Consider the following 20449-nt stretch of genomic DNA (forward strand, 5'->3'; position numbering starts at 1 on the left):
AAACCGACCGGAGCAACAGGGGACCGAGGGGAGACGGGCGTGCGGCTCGCGCGCAGGAGGCGTACTGCGACAGCCGTCGCGGTCGCCGTCATCGGCAGCCTGCTCGGCGGCGCGCACGGCGCGCTCGCCGCCCCCGACGACCCGGGCTCCCCCGCCACCACCGCCAAGGACCCTGAGGGCGAGGGCGCGCTGCCCTCCGTATGGCCGCGCCCTCAGTCCATACGAGCCGCGGGTGCGGCGGTGCCTCTCGGCGAAGAGGCGACCGTCGTTGCGGACCAAGGGGCAGATCCGTACGCCGTGGAGCTGCTGAAGCAGTTGCTGCGCGAGTCGGGCGTCAACACCCTGTACACCGAGCTGCCGGGACGCGGACCCGTCGTACGGATCGGCGGCAGGGGCGCACAGGAGGCGCTGCACGCCCTGCGCGCACCCGAACGCACCGATCTCCCCTCCGGCGGCTACCGGATCGCCGTCGGCCGGATCCAGGGGCGTGACACGGTCGCGCTCGACGGCGTCGGCGACGACGGCCTCTTTCACGGAGTCCAGACGCTGCGGCAGCTCATCACGCGAGGGAGCGTCGCCGGAGTTCTCGTACGCGACTGGCCGGGAACGGCCGTACGCGGTATGACGGAGGGCTTCTACGGTCAGCCGTGGGGCCATCAACAGCGGCTGGCCCAGCTGGACTTCATGGGCCGCACCAAGCAGAACCGCTATCTCTACGCGCCCGGCGACGACCCCTTCCGGCAGGCCCGCTGGCGCGAGCCGTACCCGGCGGCCCAGCGCACACAGTTCCGTGAGCTCGCCGAGCGCGCCCGCCAGAACCATGTGACCCTCGCCTGGGCCGTCGCGCCCGCGCAGGAGATGTGTCTGTCCGACGACGGCGACATCAAGGCGCTCACACGCAAGATCGACGCGATGTGGGCGCTGGGAGTCCGGGCCTTTCAGCTCCAGTTCCAGGACGTCAGCTACAGCGAGTGGCACTGCGGCAAGGACACGGACGCCTTCGGGTCGGGTCCCAAGGCCGCGGCGAAGGCGCATGCGCGGGTCGCGGGTGCGCTGGCCCGCCATCTGGCGGACCGGTATCCAGGGGCCGAGCCGCTGTCCCTGATGCCGACGGAGTTCTACCAGGACGGTGCCACCGACTACCGGCGGGCGCTCGCGGACGAGCTGGACAGCCGCGTCCAGGTGGCCTGGACGGGCGTCGGCGTGGTGCCGCGCACGATCACGGGCCGCGAACTGACGGGCGCGCGGAGCGTTTTCAACCATCCGCTGGTCACGATGGACAACTACCCCGTCAACGACTACGCGCAGGACCGGATATTCCTCGGCCCCTACACCGGCCGCGAGCCGGCCGTCGCCGCCGGTTCGGTGGCGCTGCTCGCCAACGCGATGGAGCAGGCATCCGCCTCCCGCATCCCGCTGTTCACCGCCGCCGACTATGCCTGGAACCCCAGGGGCTACCGCCCCCAGGAGTCCTGGCAGGCCGCCATCAACGACCTCGCGGGCGGCAATGAGCCGACCCGTCAGGCGCTGCTCGCGCTGGCCGGCAACCACGCCTCGTCGATACTCAACCCGGCCGAGTCCGGCTATCTGAGGCCCCTCCTCGACGACTTCTGGCGCTCGCACACCGGGACGGACGCGGCGGCCAGGGACCGGGCGGCGGCTGCGCTGCGCGCCGCGTTCACCGTGATGCGCCAGGCCCCGCAGCGGCTGAAGGGGCCCGCCGACGGCCGCCTTGACGACGAAGTACGGCCGTGGCTGGAGCAGTTGGCGCGGTACGGCCGGGCGGGCGAACTCTCCGTCGACATGCTGCAGGCGCAGGTGCGCGGCGACGGCGCGGCCGCCTGGCGGGCCTCGCTGGACCTGGAGCCGCTGCGCAAGGCCCTCGCGGCGAGCCGGGCGGCGGTCGGGCAGGGCGTGCTGAACCCCTTCCTGGAGCGGGCGGCGAAGGAGTCCGCGGCCTGGACGGGCGCGGACCGCGTCGCGCAGACGGCCGGGGACGACACCGTGTGGCTGGAGCGGTCCCGGCCGGTCGCGGCGGTGACCGCGATGACCGAGCCCGCCGCTTCGGGCTCCGGCCGTCTGGAGGCGCACGTGCCGGGCCAGGGCTGGCGCACACTCGGCCCCCTCTCGGCGAGCGGCTGGACCCAGGCGGACGCCAAGGGCCTGCGAGTGGATGCCGTGCGTGTGGTTTCTCAGAGCGCCGAGCCCGTCGCCGTACGGTCCGTGGTGCCGTGGTTCGCCGACGAGCCGGTGGCCGGCCTCGATCTCGTACGCGGCCGGACGGACGCGGAGATCGGCGGCGGACCGCAGCGGGCCGGCGTCCGGCTGACCGCGCAGCGCCCGGCCGAGGTCCGCGGCGAGCTCACCGCCAAGGCCCCGGCGGGGATCAAGGTGACGGTGCCGAAGCAGACGACGGTCCCGCGTGGCGTGCGGACGACCGTGCCGGTCGAGGTCACGGTCCCCGCGGGCACCCCGGCCGGGGAGTACCGGATACCGCTGTCCTTCGCCGGCCAGGAACGCACGCTGACGGTCCGCGCCTATCCGCGCACGGCGGGCCCCGACCTGGCGCGGGCCGCGGGCTCGACCGCCTCCTCGTCGGGCGACGAGACGGCCGACTTCCCGGCCGCGTCGGCGATCGACAGCGATCCGAAGACCCGCTGGTCCTCCCCCGTCGAGGACGGCGCCTGGTGGCAGCTGGAACTGGCCCGCCCGGCCCGCGTCGGCCAGGTGGTGCTGCACTGGCAGGACGCGTACGCGACGAAGTACCGCATCCAGACGTCGGCGGACGGCCGCACCTGGCGTACGGCCGCGACGGTGACCGACGGCAGGGGCGGCCGCGAGGCGGTCCGCATGGACAGCCGCGACACCCGCTTCATCCGCGTCCAGGGCGAGGCGCGCGCCACCCAGTACGGCTACTCACTGTGGTCGGTGGAGGCATATGCGGTAGCCGGCTGAGGGCGCGGACGGGTGCCTGAGGACCGACGGCGCGAGGGACGACGAAGGCCCGGTCTTCAGGCAGAGATGCCGTCGATCCGGGCCATCGCATCGTCCGCGCCGTACGGCTGCAGGTATGGCAGCCAGCGCGGGTCCCTATGCCCGGTCCCGATGATGCGCCACGCGAGCCCGCTCGGCGGGGCGGGATGTTGGTGCAGCCGCCACCCCAGCTCCCGCAGATGCCGGTCCGCCTTGACATGGTTGCAGCGGCGGCAGGCCGCCACCACGTTGTCCCAGGCGTGCTGTCCGCCACGGCTGCGCGGAATGACATGGTCGACGCTGGTTGCGACGCCACCGCAGTACATGCAGCGCCCGCCGTCGCGGGCGAAGAGTGCTTTGCGGGTGAGCGGAACGGGCCCCCGGTAGGGGACCCGTACGAACCGCTTCAGCCGTACGACGCTGGGTGCGGCGATGACACGGGTCGCGCTGTGCATAAAGGCGCCGGATTCCTCGAGGCAGAGAGCCTTGTTCTCCAGTACGAGGATGAGCGCGCGGCGAAGCGGTACGACGCCGAGGGGCTCGTACGACGCATTGAGGACCAGAACGTGCGGCACGGTGGATGCCTCCTTGTACGCCGGCGGCGCGTGGCTCGCGCCGGGACGATCTGCTCTTCAGTGTCGCCTCATGCCAGGTCCGAGCGCCACCACGTGCGGGTAACGGGCTCGAAGTGTTTTCGACCACAGCGACTACGACTGGTTCATCCCCAGGTGAGCCTCGTCTCTCCCTCGAACACGGGGACGGAACACCCAGTGGGCCCCGTTAGTGTGGATGGCTGCCACCCGCAATGCCTGGAGGTTCCCGTCGTGCCCCTATCCGTCCTACTGGCCGCTGACCCGTCTTCCGAGCCCGTCTCGCTCGACGAGGCCGCCAAGCAGGCAGGAGACGCCGCGGGCTGGGTGGAGGAAAACTGGTCCACCTGGCTGAACACCAGCCTGCGGATCGCGCTGATCCTGGTGGTCGCGCTGGTGCTGCGCATGCTGATGCGCCGCGCCCTGACCAAGCTGATCGAGCGGATGAACCGCTCGGCCCAGGCCGTGGAGGGCACGGCCCTCGGCGGCCTGCTGGTCAACGCCGAGCGGCGTCGGCAGCGCTCGGAGGCCATCGGCTCCGTACTCCGCTCGGTCACCTCCTTCGTGATCCTCGGCACCGCGGGCCTGATGATCCTCGGCGCCTTCAAGATCGACCTGGCACCGCTGCTGGCCTCCGCGGGTGTGGCGGGTGTCGCGATCGGCTTCGGAGCGCGCAACCTCGTCACCGACTTCCTCTCCGGCGTCTTCATGATCATGGAGGACCAGTACGGCGTCGGGGACAGCGTCGACGCGGGCGTGGCCTCCGGCGAGGTGATCGAGGTGGGCCTGCGCGTCACCAAGCTGCGCGGCGACAACGGCGAGATCTGGTACGTCCGCAACGGTGAAATCAAGCGCATCGGCAACCTGAGCCAGGGCTGGGCCACCGCAGCGGTCGACGTGATGGTCCGCTCTTCGGAGAACCTGGATCACGTCCGCTCGGTGATCAGCGAGGTCGCGGACGACCTGGCCAAGTCCGACCCGTGGAACGAGCAGCTGTGGGGCCCGGTCGAGGTACTGGGCCTGAACGAGGTGCTGCTGGACTCGATGACCGTGCGGGTCGCGGCGAAGACGATGCCGGGCAAGGCGCTGGGCGTGGAGCGCGAGCTGCGCTGGCGCATCAAGCGGGCCTTCGACGCGGCGGACATCCGCATCGTGGGCGGCCTCCCGCCGGTACCGGAGGAGACCGCGCCGGCGGACCCGACGGCGGGGATGGCGGCGCCTTCGGCGTATGCGTCGACGACGTCGCCGCAGTCGATGGCGGCGACGCCGCTGACTCCGTCGGCGAATATGTCGAAGTAGGACTGCGTACGGGAACGGGCGCCCCACCGTCGCGGTGGGGGCGCCCGTTCATGTCCGCGTCAGCGAACCCAGCTCGTGAGCGGCTCCGTATCCAGGGTGATCCCGATCGGATCGGGCAACGTGACGACCTTGCCGAACGGCACCGTCAGTACGTGCTCATAGCGGACACCGTCCGGCTCGCTGTGGACCTTGATCTCGCAGGAGTCGCGGTCGATCAGCAGGTACACCGGGATCCCCGTCTCGGCGTACGCACGCGGCTTCTCCACGCGGTCGCGCCGGTCGGTGTCGGTGTCGGTGTCGGTGTCGTACGAAGTGATCTCCAACGCCATGAGCACAGGCTCGGGATCAGCCCACTCGCCCGCCCCGACGAAGGCCTCCGAGTCGGCCAGGGTGCCATCCGGCCGAGCGTGGCCCTTGCGGTAGGTCTCGATCCTCAGGCCCTGCCCTGTCGAGAGCCACAGCTCCGGCCGATGCTGCATGCAGATCCTGGTGAGCCACTGAATGATGCGCTCATGATCACCATCGGGCACCGGCTTGACCCCCATCTTGCCGTGAATGAACTCCGCCCGTAGCCCCTCGACCTCACGTGCCAGGGCACGTGATGCGGCTTCGAACTCCTCCGGCAGTATCTGCGGCCGATCAGCAGTCACGGTCACGGCGCCTCCTCCTGCTCTGGCGGGACCTGTCCCCAGACTACGGAAGCCGACACTCCCGCCGCAGACCTTCCTGAGGCGAGACACCCCGACCGACGAGCGCTTCCGCCCCCGCCACCTCGCGTCACCCGCCGGGCGCATGCGCTGGGTGGCGGTTCAGAGCCCGCTCGGCCCACACCGTCTTGCCGACGGTCCGCAGCTCGGTCCCCCACCGGTCGGCCAGCGCACCGACAAGCAGAAGCCGGCGCCCGCACTGCTCCGCGTCGGTGGGCAGGCGAGGATTCGGCAGCCGCTCACCGCGGGGATCGCTGACCTCGATACGCAGAATCTCGGCGTTGAGGACGACCCTCACCCGGAAGAGTCGACCCCGCAGGCAGCCGTGCCGTAAGGCATTGGTCGCCAGTTCGCTCACCAGCAGCGCCGCGTCGCCCGCGAGCTCAGCGTGTCCCCAGTCTGCGACGAGTCTCGCCGTGCGACGGCGGGCAAGGCTGACGCTGCGGGCATTCGGCGTGTAGTCGAGACAGTCCTCGGCCTGGAGCGCCGTCATGAGCGCTCCGCGTCGGCCCAGGGCTGCGGTCGCTCGGTTGGGACCATGCTCATCAGGCGACCCCCAGCCCGTGGATGTCCCGGCTGTCGAGGTCAATCCCGTGCGAAGCGAACCACAACACCCTGCGGTGCTGCCTTCGCAGAAGTTGCTCGTGGGCGACGAGGTAGGGGCGTACGAGCGCGGAGTCCTCGCCCCTCAGCAGATCCGGTGCACTAGCAGGACCAGCAGGTTCCAGCAGGGGTGGTGTTACGGCGAAGTGCGTCGGCCATGTCGCCCTGTGGTGACCGTGGGCCGGGCGCAGCCTCAGCAACTGCTCGAAGATACGGGCGATACGGAGCGGCATGTCGAACTGCTTCCTTCAGGGGGACCTCGCCCGGGCCGTGATCGCGGCCGCGGGGGGCTTCGGTAGTCGTACGACTACCGACCGTAGGTCTCCTGGACAGGGGGAAGGGGCAGAGTTCCTGCCCCACCCTTTCAAGCAGCCAACATGCCTACCCTCATCGCGAGTTCGCTGGCTCGTCGCCGCTGGGACGGGCTCTTCGACTCCGCTTCCTCCAAGAGGATTCGGCGCGCGTAGCCGTTGTAGCGCATGGTCTCCGGGGCCGCTTCGAACGCCTTGTCCAAAGCCGCCAAGGCCGCCTCGGACTGTCCGTCCAACTGGTATCCACGCGCCTCTTCAATACGGTGCCGAGCCCGCCGGGGGCGAGACGGAATGGTCGCCGCTTCGGCTACAGCGGCCTGCCTGACGCTCTCCCCACCTGCGTGCAGCTCAACAGCGACGGTCACCGCGTGCGCACCCATGATGGCGCGCGAGAACGACGTCACGGGGTGGTAGTAGTCGGCCGGCAGACGCTCGGCCATGGCACGTGCCGTATCCCAGTACCCCCACGCCGAGCCGGTGTCGCCACGGCGCGCTGCCGTGTATCCCGCCTCGAAGTGAAGAGCGCCCGCAATGGCGAGCACATCATCACCCGCATCCGACAGGAGCGGCTCAAGGTAGCGGAGGGTCTCCAAGGTCACCGCATCCGCCGCCTCGAAGTGACCCGGGCCGCTGTCACGGTGCGCCTGCGCGGCCAGCCACGCTGCCACCCCGAGCGTGTGCGGATCTTCCGATTCCAGAGCCGCGACCATCCCGCGCTCGACTACACGCCAGAGCAGTGAAGCGTCGGGCTGGTAGGCGATGAAGAACTGGCACAAGCTGTACGTCTGCGAGAGCAGCGCTTGCGCGCCGCGCCGCTCGGCCGCCGTCTCGGACTGCCGCACGCCGAGCTGTGCATCACGGATCAACTCGGGCAGCAGAGAGCCAATGACGTCTCGATGGTTCGGCGACGAGTGCCGCACCCGCCAGGTCCGCACGAGGCGAGCCTCCATGTAGGCGGCGGATGGAGCCTCGTGGTCAGCCACGAACGGATAGGCATCGATAGCCGCACGCACCTGCGGAAGTCGTGCATGCCCCGGACCGGCGAACAAGGCAGTTGGCACAGACTGCTCGCCCATGAGCTCCGAGAGATCCCGCACGCGCAACGCCTCGGCGATCCGCAACACCATGGGGAGCTTGGGCATGTGCAGCTGCCCACCTTCAACCTGCTTCACCCAGCTGGGGACTTGCCGACCAGCCCGGCAAGCACAGTGCGACTCATGCCACGGCGGGTACGCAGGACCTGCATCCGCTGGCCGAATGCGATGGGCTCGACGAAGGGGTCGGGGGTGACATCGGACGGCATGGCCTTGCCTCTCTCTGCGCAACCCAGGTCACAGGCAGAGTACGGCGCGAGGCTCAAAACGGCACGAAGATCGACGATCCTCACACGTCCAGGCTCTGGCACACGACCAAGTGACCGCGGCACCAAATGACGCTTCGCTACGGGCAGGGGCTCACTGATCCGGCCAACGTCGTCAGTGGCGTAGGAGCAGACCGAACGCCTGGTGCCGTCCTCGCAGTCGTACCTGACGTGGACCAAGCCCGGTGAACGGAGCAATCCAGGACGACTCATACGCCGTGATCACACCAGCGACAATCACCCGGGGGCCCCTACGAGGTGGGAGCCCAGGACAGGCACTTGAAGCAGACCGGCTGCTACCGAGCAACGTTGGCGAGCTTAGTCAGCTGTTCGTCCACGACATCCCGCGGAACGACAGCCTGCCCGTCGCGCTCGAAGTTGGCCGCCTGGAACGTTGCGAGGGTGGCACCCATCCGCACCACGATGACGGTCACTGGCACCTTTAGAGGCTTCTCTCCCTCCGACGAGACCACTTGGAGCAGCCGGAAGGAAACGGACTCGTCCCCAAGCTTGGGATCCGGAAGCTCAGTGACGCCTTCGTAGGCGAAGCCGAACGCCGGCGTGAACGCGTTACAGGAGCGCATTGCGGCCCGTACCTGCTGGATCATCCTGGAGGCTTCCGCCGGCGTATGTGACGCCAGCGCCATGGAACCTCCGTGGTCGCCCTTCGCGGAGCCAATCACCTGCTTGACACGAGCCTTGGGCAGGACCCAGCTGGACAGGCCGGCCGAGTCCGCGACCGCTTGGCACGAAGCCGGATCCACTGCTGACCTCTTGGTCGAGATCGGATCGAGAAGCGCATCGAACGTACGCGCAGGAAGATCTTTCTGCGAGACGGCAGCCTGCTCCAACTCCCGCTGTCCCAGCGCCTTGCCGCTTCCTGTACTCGGTACAGCGAGCTGTTGCGGCCCTTCGCCCTCCTCGGCCTTGCCGTCAGCACCACCGCAACCGGCCGTAAAGGCCATTGCCACCAAGCAGCACACGCTGCGGTATCCCTGGTTCCCTACTCATCCCTCTTACAAACAAGGTCAATTACTCCCAAGAATCGCGCCAAGGGGACTTCTGCCCAGCCAGGTCTTAGCACAGCCGCGGGCTGATCCAGCGGCGAGGCGCATGCAGACCCGCAAGCCTTTACGTCGTCAGAAGCGTCCGTCAGGCCTCACTTGCAGATGCTTCCTGCACAGCACGGGCCTTCAGAGCTGATCAGCAATCTCGCACTCGCCCTCTGCGCCTACCTGTGCACGGGAGCCCGGACTTTGCTCGGCACTCCGGCGCCCGACCAGGTATAGGACGACGCACACTAGCCGCGTGCGGCGCTCGCTCAATCTCTTGGACTCCACACGGCGAGCGCATCGTCAGTCAATAACGCACGCCTGTATAGCCTCTCGCTCACGATCCAATGCGATGAGTTCTCGGCGGGCGCCGCGTCCAGCTGTCACCAGATGCGACTTACGCCCCGGGGCGAGTCCGTTGCTTACATGGCAGGCCAGTCAGGAAGCGTACCAGTCCTCACCTGCGGCTGCCAGATAACGACCGAGGTAATCCCTCAGATCGTTAGCCACCCAGAGTCGACTATCGCTTTCATGCTGCCAGACGAAAATATCCGAACGCGATGGACGCTGAACAAAAGCAAATAGATCACCCCCTCCACTATCCCCAAAGAAAAGCAATGGATCGAATGGCATGTAAAGACTTCGAAAATCGACAGTGCCCCGCATCTCCCGATTTCTCGCCACGACTTGTTCTACGGACCAAATAAACTCAGTCCCATACTCGTCCGTGACTCCGTTCGCCTCGGAGAGAAGCGACCTCAAATCCTCAGGGATTGACTCCTCCAGAGCCGCTGTTGCGGCACCAAGAGACTCAGGGTTGACCGGATCCGCGAACTCAACCTCAGCAGAGAGGGACGAGATAAACTCAATCCACATTCCACACCTCCATTCAAGACAAAGTTACGCCGCATTAACGAATTCGAGGAGAGAACTCATTTCCCACAAAATCATCGACAAAAGTCGCATAGTCGAGAACTTGCTGACGCGTCGGATTTTTATTGGTCTTGTAGAAGCCGTTCCACAGAACCCTAATCCGACCCAAGTGCAGGTCGCCATTCACACTCTTGGGGACTCCCCTCAAGTTTTCGAGCGAGTTAATCTCACTCTTGGAGAAGAGCCCCGGATACTTCGACAGAACTTGCTGCTCAACAGCGTGATGAACCCAAACTTTTCCCTTAAGAGACGGATTAGCCTTAAAGAAAGTACTTCTGTAATTACTGCTGGTGCTTGAGCCAACAGAGGCTGGCACCCGGGTCGGGATGGCGCCCTCAACTATAGACCCGGCGATAGCCCCCCGCCCCAAGACGCCGCCAGGCCCAACAGCGACCACGCCAGTAGCCGGTTGGCACACAAGTCGGCCTGGCGGGCACGTATCTTCATGCTTCAGTCTTCTCCATGCCTCATCCCAGTCTCCTAGTAGTGCATAGACGAGAGGACCAGTCGGGATCAGGCCGCGGACGAAGTTCAACACGGGGTCATCTATCCCGGGACCATACGGGCCGGGTGAAGGTGACGCACCAGGGCTAGGCGAAGGAGTCGGCTCGCTGCTGCTCTGATGCGTGCCCCCCGTATCCCCGCCACAGTTGCTGTTGCAGGTACGTGGTTCCTTCCCAGGGTGGTATACCGAGTCGTCGTCCGGGACACCGTTGTTGCACCCCGTGATGACACCTGTGTGGCACTCAGGAACGCCGAGTCCGCTGGGGTCGGAGTTTGTGACCGGGCTGTTGTGCGCATAGCTGTAGCCGTTGAGGCTTTGAGGCTTGTCGGTTTCGAGGAGCGGGTCGACGCTGATGAACTGCCCGATACCTGGGTCGTATTCGCGGGCGCCGACGTGGGTGAGGCCGGTGGTGGTGTCGGCCGGCTTGCCCAGGAATGCCTTGTCGTCGGGCCACGCCGTTGGCTTCGTGCCGCGCGGGGCGCCGAATGGCGTCGTGTAGCGCTTGGTAACCGCCAACGTAGTCGCGTCGAACGCCAAGCTGGAAGTGCCGTGGTGGTCACCGGCGAGGAAGTTGAGCTTGGTGCCTGTGGTGCCCACCGTGGCGGTGCGGACCGCGATTGTCTGGCCAGCCGCTGAGTAGTAGCGGGTACCTGACAGGGTCTTCGTCGCACCCTTGGTGGTGAGGCGGACTTCGTTGCCGCCGAGGTAGAGGACCGTGTCGCCGTCGCCGGTGGTGTTGCGGCGGATCAGGAGTTCTCCGGACGCGTCGTAGAGATAGCTCGTGCCGGTGGCGGGCTTGGTACCGGCGGCGGGTTCGGTCGTGCCAACGAGCTCGCCTTCGGTGTTCCAGGTCAGGGCCTGCTGCGCCTGGGTGCCGGGGCGGCTGGTGCTGTTGCCCGCCTCGTCAGACACGTAGCTATTGGTCTTGGCGCCAACGACTGTCTTGGCCAGCGGGTGGGGCTGGTTGCGGGCGGTGCCGTAGGTGTACGCGGTAGTGCTATCGCCAGACGTCGTGTGCTGGGTCTCTGACTTACGCTGCCCCGCTTCATTGAAGGTGTAGCTGGACCAGTACGGCGCCGCGCCGTCCAGGTTCGCCGTCGTGCGGCCGCTCACCGCACAATCTGCGGTCTTCGGAGTCCAAGCCTCGGTCAGACGGCGGTGGCCGTCGTAGGCGAAGCACTGAAAGTCTGTCTTGCCGGTGCCACCCAGGTCCGTTTTGTCGAAGATCGAGGTGACGTTCCCCGCGTCGTCCTGTGCAAAGTACAGATCCTGCAGCCGGTAGGCGCGCTGAGGGTCGTTGACCCAGGAGTGCTTGAGCCGGTGGGTACCGTCCTCGTACTCGTAGTCAAGGTTGATCACCTTAGAGGTGTCCGTGCCGATCGCGAGCCGGTAGGTGTCGCCAAGTGGCGAGTAGGAGGCCCCGACTTGGTAGCCGCTGGTACCCGTCAAGGTGTACTGGAGGCCCACCCCCTTGAAGTCGTAGCCGTACGCGACCGATTCGCTGGCGAGTCCCGCGACGGCGGGGTGAAGGGTGTGCTTGGGGGTGCCGTCGAGGTAGTAGCTGCCGGAGAAGGACAGGGTCTGAGGTACGCCGGCAGCGACCAGCGGCTCCTTCGTACTGTCCGGAAGGATCAGCTGACTGCCAGTGACCTGGTACATCGGGTCGTAGGCGGTGACCTTGCTGGTGTAGGCCTTGCCGGTGGTGCCCGCGCCGTCCACGTAGCGGACCGCGGTGTCCTGCTGACCCTTGGCGAGGGTGTCAAAGGTCCAGGCTGCCAGCTTCGTGGAGTCGGTCTTCGTGCCGTCCCACAGGCCGGTCTTGCGGCCGAGAATGTCGTACTCGGTAACCAGGGTCTTGGTGCGGGCGTCCGTGGCGCTTACGGCCTGGTCGAGATCGTTGTAGGAAGTGGCACTGGTGCCCTTGTCGGGGTCGGTGGCACTGGTCTGACGGCCGAACAGGTCGTAGCTGTAGCTCCACTTGGCCTGGTCGGGACCGGTGATTGTCTCCTGTTGACCGGCCGGGGTGTAGGTGTAGGAGGTCTTGGTGGGGGTTCCCGTCGGCTCGGGGCCCCCGTACTCCCGGCGTTCCGTGGTCTGGTCCAAAGCGTTGGTGACCACGGCGGTGGCCTGGCCTCCCGCTGGGGCGCTAGTGGTCACCGTGTCGCCGGCGTATGTGGTGTTGATGGTCCAGCGGTCGGTGCTTCGAACCTTGGTGACCGCCGTGACAGCACGGCCGGCACCGTCGTACGTGGTGGTGGTCTGCAGAGGCGGCTGACCACCGTCGATTTCGACCAGCGTCCCCGAAGGCGCGGTGTCGTGGTCCCAGATGTCGGACTGGGAAATGGTTGCGAGACCGCGTTCGTCGTACACGGTCTGCGTGACCGTCATGCCGCCGGAAGGCGACGCCGTCTGGACCTGGCGCGGGCGGAGCAAGGGGTCATAGATCTCGTACGTGGTGTTGTAGCCCGAACCGTCGCCCTTGATGGTGTCCGTGGACACCCAGGGGAGAGCCGAGTTGGTAAGGCTGTACTTGTAGACGTAGTTGGCCTTCTTCCCGGCCGCACGGGAACTATTGGGCAGCCACACGTCGGTGACTCGGCCGAGCGCGTCGTACTTGGACTCGGTGACCTTGCCGTTGGGGTCAGTGACCTTCTTGGACGCCCCGGTAGCGAAGTCGACGAGCGTGGTGGTGGTGTGCCCCTTGGCATTGGCGGCCGTGGTGGACGTCAGAGGGCCAGTCGCCGCCGGGGTGTACGTGCTGGTGGTGACGGTGGTGTCGTTGGTGTCCTTGACCGTGAGCGGGCGGCCGAGGGCGTCGTAGGTGATGGTGCCCGTCTTCTGCCAGCTGGGCTGGTCGTCGAGGCCGTAGCCCTTGGCGCGGCCTGTCCATCGGGCCTCGCCCACCTGCGGTTCCTGCGAAGCCGACCACGTTGTTGAGTCGTAGGCGGTGGCGGTGTCAGAGATGACAGGGCCAGGGCTGCTGGAGTCGGTGGGCAGCTTCAACAGGGCGTCGAGGACGCAGATTCCCGCTGTGGTGCGGGTGCGGGAGACCAGGGAGTTGATGCCTACGGCGTCGTTGCGGGCGTACCAAGTGAGGGTGCACTTCTCGTCATAGTCGAGGTCGTCCTGGCCCTTGTCGTCGACCTGGTAGGCCATGCCGTACGCGTCGTAGTGCGTTTCGATGGTGCGAACGCGGTCCTTCGGCGTGCCGGTGCTGGTGATGTTGGTGCGGGAGTGGGTGGCACCTGTGCGCAGGAAGTGTGCCTCTGTGTCGGCGTACGACTTGTGCTGCGTAGCGGTGCGCTTGGACCACGGATCGTTGACGGTGCCGGAGACTTCCTGGGCGCCGTTGTACGTGACCGATTCGCGGGTGAAACCGGCGTACTGCTCGCTGTCGGTGAGTTCCGGGGCCTTGATGCCCGTGACCGTGACGGCCTTGCGCTGGTCTGCGTCGGGGGTCTTACCGTCCGAGCCGAGGACGCGGTCACCGTTCATGCCCCGCAGATAGACGGTGGCAGTTTTTGACTGGGTCTTGCCCGGCAGGCCTGTGAGGTGGGTGACCTTCTCGAAACCGCGCCAGATCGACCAGGTACGTTCCTTGGCCGGAGTCATGGGGTCGTCGTTGTAGTGCCAGGCGCCGCCGCCCGCGTAGGTGTATGTGTGCTGGACAGCCTCCGAGCCGCTGTTCGGGGCAGTGGTGCGGACCGACTCGACGGGGTACTTGTGGAACCAATCCAGGGTCGGGTCCTTGGCACCGTTGGGCGACCAGTAGACCGGGTAGCAGCGGCGCGCGTTGGAGTCGACCTTCGGCTTGGCCTGGCCGGCGAGACAGTCGGCCTGCATGTAATTGACGATCGTCTGCGCTCCGGCCTCGGACGTAATGGTGTACAAGCGCGGCTTGTTGAGAGGCAGGATGTCGTCGCTCGCACCGTCGACGCGGTTCGGGCGGTACTCGTGTCCAAACGTCACGGGCGGGAGCGTGATCGCAGTGCCGCGCTGGCCCGTGTGGCGGATCTCGGACAGCCACAACGACTGATCGGTGGAGTCGCCCGTGTCGCCCGGATCGAGGTAAGTCTGCTTCAACTCCCAGGAGTCCACCGGAACATAGGTGGGAGTTGTCGCGGCTGCATCCCAGGCCTGAGTGGTGATGTCGGTCATGCGCTTGCGGGTGTAGAAGCTGGGGCCGACGTTGCCCGTGCACTTCAGGTCGGCCTTGCACTCCGCGTCGAAGGGCACGTCCGGCCAGTTGTCCCGGGTGTCTTCGGTCAGCGAGTCACAACCTGTGCCCGACGCGACGCAGCGCTCTGCGTAGTCGAACAGCACACGGTTCGAGCCGGCCGGGGAGGCGAACAGGGTGTCCTTGCGCTGCCCGTAGCGAATCTCCTTGAGGATGCCGCCGCGCACATATTCCGTGCCCGTCGTGTCGTCGCCGAGCATGTCGTAGTGGTTGGACTCGGCCGAGTACCAGTAGGACGAGGCGTTGCCGTGGGTGTCCTCGACATAGTCGAGGTTCCAGCGCCAGGCCTGCTTCTCGGCCCGGCCGGCGAAGTTGCTGCTCTGGTTGTAGCCGGGCTCGCCCGCGTCATCACCGAAGACCGGCACCGTCCACACCGACTGGGTGGCCTCGGTGGTCGCCCCCGGCAGTTTGTTCAGCCCGAAGTGGTACTTGGTGCCCTCACCGGTGATGACGGTCCAGTACTCCTTGTTGTCGTCGCCATTGTCGTCGCCATTGTCGGCGCCGCCGGCGTCGGAGTGGTGGATAACGGTGGAGGCGTCGTCGTTCTTCAGCCGCCACTGGCCGCTGGTGTCGTCCTTGACCAGTTCGGTGGCTTTGCCGTTCAGGACCAAGGAGGCGTTTTCGTACTTCCAGCACAGGTCGAACTTGTCGGTTTGACCATCGTCGTCACACGAGCCGTACTTACGCTCGATGTAGGAGGAGGTGATGTCGAAGCCCTCGCCGATGGCCGTGCCCTGGTTGTTCGTGGACGCGGTACGGCCGTCGACGCTGCCGGAGTCGTACGAGATCTGCAGATCCGGGACGGGGCCCGCAGCGGCTGGAGGCGTGCGCAGCGGATACGACCAGGTGAACGTGCCGGACGAGCCGCCCGCCTCCCACGTCGACGACGCCGCGAGTGGGGTGGCCTTGTAGTCGCCCGAGCCGGACTTGGTACCGGCGGCAAGCGCCAGCACCATCGTCTGACCGCCGGCCGTTGACGGGCTGAATGTGAGCTGCGTGAGCAGGCGCTGGTCGGCGCGCTTGTTGGTGAATTTCAGCGGGGTGCGCTTGCGGCACTTGGCCTGGCCCGGGGTAGTCAAGGCACAGGCGGGCAATTGAAGCACTTGCAGGCGACCGGCCCAGTCACCGCCGTAGGCCGAGGCGAACTTGGCGTAGCCCACACCGAGTTGGGCACTGCCGCCACTGGCCGGTCCGGTGGTGGTGAGTACTACGCCCTTCACTCCGAGCCTGGTCGCCTCGTTCTGGTCGAGGACACGGACCTTCAACGACCGGGCGGCGGCAGGCTTGGACTTGGCCCCCTTGGCGGCGACCGGCTGCCCGAGCGTGAGGGGCAGCGAGCCGGGAGCGGCGGCGGCTGATCCCTTGACGGGCAGGGTCAGTTCGGCAGTGCCCGCCGAGGGCCAGGTGACATCGCGTTTCTGGTCGGCTCGGGCTCGCTGGGTGTCCCGGCGACGCGCTTCGGCGGTTCGCCGCAAGGCGCCTGCGGCTTTCTTGTCGGCCTTTGGAGGGATCGGCCGGACATTGTCCTCGCGGTGGGAGGGTGGCTTGGACGTGCCCAGGGGCTCGGCCTCCGCTACGAAGGTGGCCGGCGTCAGCAGGCCTGGCACGAGAAAGAATCCGGTGAGCGTCGCGATGCGCTGCATCCAACGTCTGCTGCCCGGTCTAGCCCTGCCTGCGCGACGTGGCTTCCCCTGCTGGATCATTTCCGCTCCCGTTAGCCGCGGTCTCGGCCGCGCTCCGCCCCGTGCTGGACAGGGGGGCCATCTTTGAAATTTCTTGAGGCTTCCGGTGTTGCCCGGTGGCGTAGCCGGGCGGTGACCCTTCACCGCCCGGCCATGAAGCCTTTGCTACGTGGTGCCGACGATGGCGGAATTGACCCCGTTCGCCGTCATCGCGCCGCTCCAGATGCGCAATTGGTCCAGGCTGCCGGGGAAGTAGTGCCCGGTTGTCCCGGCGCTGGCGCCCCGGCCCGCGGCCAGTTCGCCCGTACCTTGCGCCCCAGAAGTCAGGCCCGCGTCAGGATTCGACAGCTGCAGTGCGGCACCGATGTACAGCCGGAGCTTGCCCGGCGTGCCGTTCGGATCAGCCGGATCGGTCTGAGCCGCGTCGAAGACAGCAGTCACATCGACGGGGACATCGAACCCGCTGGATTCCAGGACATCGTCCGCCGGAACTTCCGCCTTTGCCGTCACCTTGCCCGTGCCGTCCACTGACGTGCGTTCGAATCGCCACATGTAGGAGGCAAGCCCGTCCTCGTCGAAGTCGGTCTTGTCGAGCCACAACGCCCAGGAGGACTCTCCCGCGTTCTTTTGGCCCGCCACCATCCCGCGGTAGCCGATCGGCTTGGCCTCCCACTTGGCGCTGTCCACCCGAACGCGTGCCGAGACCGTGAACGAGCCGGTCTCGTCCACGACCGGTCCCGTCGTGGACGCATACCCCTTCTCCCCATCCAGGAGCAGGGTGGTGCCGTCAGCCTGGCTCGTGCTCAGCTGAGCCCCTTCGGCCGAGAGCTTCAGACCGGTTCTCGCATAGTGGCTCCGATCCTGGATCTCGGTTCCGGTGGCCAATTCGGCATTCCAGTCCGCGATGAGCTCGGTCGTCGGCACACCGTCCCGCTTCAGCTCCGACTCTGCCCGGATGTCCTTCGCGAGAAGAGCGCGTTGCCACACTGCAACCTCGTCCAAGTGGCCACGGAAGTACTGCTGGTAGGTGCCGGTGGCCTTGGTCCGGCCGAACTGCAGACCGGTGGTGGTCGCCCAGGGCTCGTACGCCGGGGCAGCTCCAGTGAGCCGCACGGGGCTGCCTTGGGGACGGCCGTTTACGAAGAGCTGGATGGTGTCGTCCGTCTTGTCTTCGTTCTTGTGCTTGTCGAACACGCCGGCCAGGTGCGTCCACACCCCCACTGGCGGATTCGCCGCATCGCTGTACGAGACGACGTCCGCCGTGTCGGTCTTGTCCTGGGCTCCCCTGTTGAACGCCCACTTCTTGTATCCGGAGGAGTAGTAGAGCGTAAACGCGCTGTCCTCGTCGCCAGGGGCGGAAAGCAGGACGCGGTTGGACGACGCGTCGGTCAGATAGGCCCAAACTGAGACGGTGAACGACTCCCGCGTGTTGATCGCCGGTGCGGACGTGGATGCGTATGCCTGCTGCTTGGCCGGGTCCGTACTGGTCAGGTCGAGCGAGTAGTCGAGTTGGCCTCTCCTGCCGCGATTCGACCAAGTCGCACCACCAGTCAGCGCGGCATCATGGCGTACGCCAACGGTCGCGCTGTCCGACGACACGAAGTCGCTCCGCATCTCCGGGAGCTCGTTGAACCGCCAGCGCCCTACCTCACCCTGAGCTGGTTTTACCTTGAATACGTATGCCGCGATATCGCCCCATCGTTCACGAACGTCCTTGGCCTGAACAAACAGCCGCTGCTCGCCAGCCGTGTTCGGGGTGATGGGGTAGTCCACAGCCTTCTCGGGCGTCAGTGTCTCCCCGTCAGCCTGTGTCACCTGCCAGAAGCGATAGCCAGTGATCGTGGCGGTCTCAGCCGCATTCGGTTTGAAGGTGAACTTGCCGGGCTCGCCCGGAGCTCCCTCACCCTCGCAACTGGTGCAGCCTGTGTAGTCGCTCGAAGTCACCTGAGGTGCCTTCGGCGCGTCGAATACGGTCTTGAAGTAACACCAAGGCGTGTAAGCCGAGGACATGACGGACGTTGTGCCCTCGTGTGTCCAGTACGACTGAGTGAGCATCTTGACCCGGTACGTGATGTTCTCCGCCCGGTTTGTCATCCTCACCGACTCCAGCGTGCCGTCTGGGTCGTAGCCGGTGCTGGGCGAGGTGGCATCCCAGGTGTGGACGTACTTCTTGGCCACCGGGTCGTACCGCTCAGCGTAGAAGTAAGCCCGAAGGGATCCCTTGAAACCGTTGGACGCGGGCTGCACCAGCGCTTGGACCCCGGCTTCGACCATTGGATCGGGACGCGTGACGGTCAGCGGGTCGTTCACGGGGTTGCAGTGGCGAGAGATTCCGTACCCGGGAATCACCCCATACGGCGTTGGCAGGCCCGGCTTGGGCACATAGTTGATCTGCAACTCGGCATTGTCGTCGAACCGCTTCCACGCGTCCGGGTCGCTCTCGTTCTGCGCCCGCAACATCAACGTCAGCCGCGAGAACTTTCCGTCGGCGAACGACCGCACCGTGGACGTCAGATTCTCGTCGCTCTCTGCCGCGTTGTCATGGAACTCGACCCAGCTGTCCGGCTGTTCGGGAGTGCAGTTGGTGCCGCGCCCTGCTGAGATGTTGCGGTCGCCCATCTTGTCCAGATGCGCAGGCCCGGGCCAAGTACTGCCCTCGGAGATGTTGTTGGTGCGCCACAGGTCCACCTCGTGCGCGGCGCAGGAGAACGACCAGGTCTCGTACGCGCGGAACACCGCGTCCACGACGTACTTGCCCGCCAGGTTCGTCGGGGCGAACTCGAAGTACATGCGGTTCGTGTAGTCAGTACCGCAGTACCAGGGACCGAGACGGCTGCAGTTACCCACTCCGTGGTCGCCGTCGAAGTCCCAGAACCGGTCGCCGTCAGACGAGAGCACCGTGCGTTCCTGCAGCGCCAGGCCCATCGGCGGGTCGATGAAGACCGGGTAGACCGTCTCCTTGCCCCGCAACAAGCCCAGGTCCGGCTCGACCGCGACTGCGGCGCCTTCCAGCTGCACGGGCAGCTCCGCCGTAGCGTCACCCGCGCCCGGGCGGTTGGGGTCCTCCGGCTCCGGCTCCTCGGCCGCGTTCATCAACTGCGTCTGAGCGCCGGCATCGCCAGCGGAGTCCCACATCACGCCGGCCGGTCCGGCGAAGGCTGCATTGCCGTCCGCGTCGATGGCCCGCAGACCGCCACCCGCACCCGCCGCAATGTCCAGGCCGTCGCTCTTCAGGGTCAGCTTGATCTGCTCAAGCTCGGGGTTGGCAGCTGCTTCGGCCGACTTGACGACCAGCACCTCGCGGTAGCCCTCAGCCGTCGCAGTCAGCTTCAGGTCGACGCCCTTGAAGACCTCCGGGTAGGTGGCGGTGGCTCCGGAGAGTTGCGGCTCGGGCAAGGACTCCGGCCAGCCCAGGGACATCGAACCCCGCTTGCCACCGAGGCTGATCATGGGCTCAGCCTTGCCGCCCCCGGAGAAGGCGAGGTCGACCACTGTCGACTTGGGACCGACCGTGCCGTCCGACCGGCGCTCCAGGGTGACATCGATGCCCCGCCACGCTCCGTCCTTGGACCGCGCCCGCTGGGGCCGGGTCGACTGCGTCAGCGTGAAGGTGCCGTCCGGGTTCGCCATCGTGGTTGTGTACTCGGTGCGCTCCTCGACCACCTCGACCGGCTCACCGGACTTCGCCGCCAGCGCGGAATCGGAACGCTGATCGGCTGATCCCACGGCCCTTGGCGACTGCACGGGCGCTGCCGCGAGCGCGGGCGCCGACAATGAGCCGATCGTAAGCCCACAGGCCAACGCCACGATCACCGAGCGTCTGCCGCCCAGAGCCCGCGAAGCCATACTTCTCCCCCGCCCTACGGGCCTCCCCAGGCCCATCACAAATGGCTGATCCCGTGAAGATCAACTGATCCAGCCTAGGCACTCCTGCGTGTCCCTGACAATCGAAATCAGGCAACATGTCGAGCTTGACAGGAGCCTGACCCCACCACGGACCGGTCCAGACCAGCAAGAATCCCGCCAAAGCCTCTGGGGTGAGCGGTGCGGGCGGATGCGTCCGCAGGTAACGCTTTGGCCGCCTAAAAAGCTCTGACCATTGACGCCCGCCCGACATGCGGCTTACCTTCCTCCCAACCGAATAGGAAACTTTCCTAACAGTCCAGCAAAGGACCGGGTGGGAAAGCAGGCAGCCGA

10 protein-coding genes and 1 pseudogene are annotated in these 20449 nt (G+C 66.6%); 2 read left to right on the forward strand and 9 right to left on the reverse strand.

Translation table 11 applies throughout. From position 1 onward, the window contains the following. The first annotated feature begins 39 nt into the window (after positions 1 to 39). Positions 40 to 2955 carry a beta-N-acetylglucosaminidase domain-containing protein gene (locus tag ACI2LP_RS06710; RefSeq protein ID WP_404723448.1) on the forward strand — a complete coding sequence of 972 codons (2916 nt, stop codon included), beginning with the start codon at positions 40 to 42 and terminating at the stop codon, positions 2953 to 2955. A 56-nt stretch (positions 2956 to 3011) separates the two neighbouring features. On the opposite strand, the gene ACI2LP_RS06715 is transcribed toward ACI2LP_RS06710, so the two are convergent. Next, positions 3012 to 3548: an HNH endonuclease gene (locus tag ACI2LP_RS06715; RefSeq protein WP_142217192.1), complete on the reverse strand. Its 537-nt coding sequence runs from the start codon at positions 3546 to 3548 to the stop codon at positions 3012 to 3014. A 249-nt stretch (positions 3549 to 3797) separates the two neighbouring features. Between ACI2LP_RS06715 and ACI2LP_RS06720 the strand changes: the two genes are divergently transcribed. Further along, positions 3798 to 4862 (forward strand): mechanosensitive ion channel family protein, encoded by a 1065-nt coding sequence (locus ACI2LP_RS06720; protein WP_404723449.1) that lies wholly within the window; start codon positions 3798 to 3800, stop codon positions 4860 to 4862. A gap of 59 nt (positions 4863 to 4921) precedes the next feature. Here ACI2LP_RS06720 and ACI2LP_RS06725 read toward each other — a convergent pair whose 3' ends face one another. From ACI2LP_RS06725 to ACI2LP_RS06760, 8 genes and pseudogenes are all read right to left on the reverse strand, one after another. Continuing rightward, positions 4922 to 5518, reverse strand: a complete 597-nt coding sequence (locus ACI2LP_RS06725) for a Uma2 family endonuclease (RefSeq protein WP_404723450.1) — start codon at positions 5516 to 5518, stop codon at positions 4922 to 4924. Positions 5519 to 5639: 121 nt separating this feature from the next. Then, positions 5640 to 6062: an ATP-binding protein gene (locus ACI2LP_RS06730; protein WP_404723451.1), complete on the reverse strand. Its 423-nt coding sequence runs from the start codon at positions 6060 to 6062 to the stop codon at positions 5640 to 5642. 52 nt (positions 6063 to 6114) lie between these two features. After that, complete coding sequence (locus ACI2LP_RS06735; RefSeq protein ID WP_404723452.1) at positions 6115 to 6405, reverse strand: hypothetical protein; 291 nt, start codon at positions 6403 to 6405, stop codon at positions 6115 to 6117. A gap of 131 nt (positions 6406 to 6536) precedes the next feature. Next, a pseudogene (locus tag ACI2LP_RS06740) lies at positions 6537 to 7786 on the reverse strand (helix-turn-helix domain-containing protein). Between the two features lie 353 nt (positions 7787 to 8139). Further along, the gene (locus ACI2LP_RS06745) at positions 8140 to 8817 is read right to left on the reverse strand and encodes a hypothetical protein (protein ID WP_404723453.1); all 678 of its coding nucleotides are present in this window, start codon (positions 8815 to 8817) and stop codon (positions 8140 to 8142) included. Between the two features lie 516 nt (positions 8818 to 9333). Continuing rightward, positions 9334 to 9771, reverse strand: coding sequence for an SMI1/KNR4 family protein (locus tag ACI2LP_RS06750; protein ID WP_404723454.1), 438 nt, complete (start codon positions 9769 to 9771; stop codon positions 9334 to 9336). A gap of 34 nt (positions 9772 to 9805) precedes the next feature. Further along, a complete protein-coding gene (locus ACI2LP_RS06755) occupies positions 9806 to 16213 on the reverse strand; it encodes an RHS repeat-associated core domain-containing protein (protein ID WP_404723455.1) in 6408 nt (2135 codons plus the stop codon). A 204-nt stretch (positions 16214 to 16417) separates the two neighbouring features. Further along, a complete protein-coding gene (locus ACI2LP_RS06760; RefSeq protein WP_404723456.1) occupies positions 16418 to 19978 on the reverse strand; it encodes a LamG domain-containing protein in 3561 nt (1186 codons plus the stop codon). Positions 19979 to 20449 lie beyond the last annotated feature (471 nt).

This window comes from Streptomyces sp. NPDC019890 (assembly GCF_044903445.1).
In the GTDB taxonomy this organism is placed as follows: domain Bacteria; phylum Actinomycetota; class Actinomycetes; order Streptomycetales; family Streptomycetaceae; genus Streptomyces.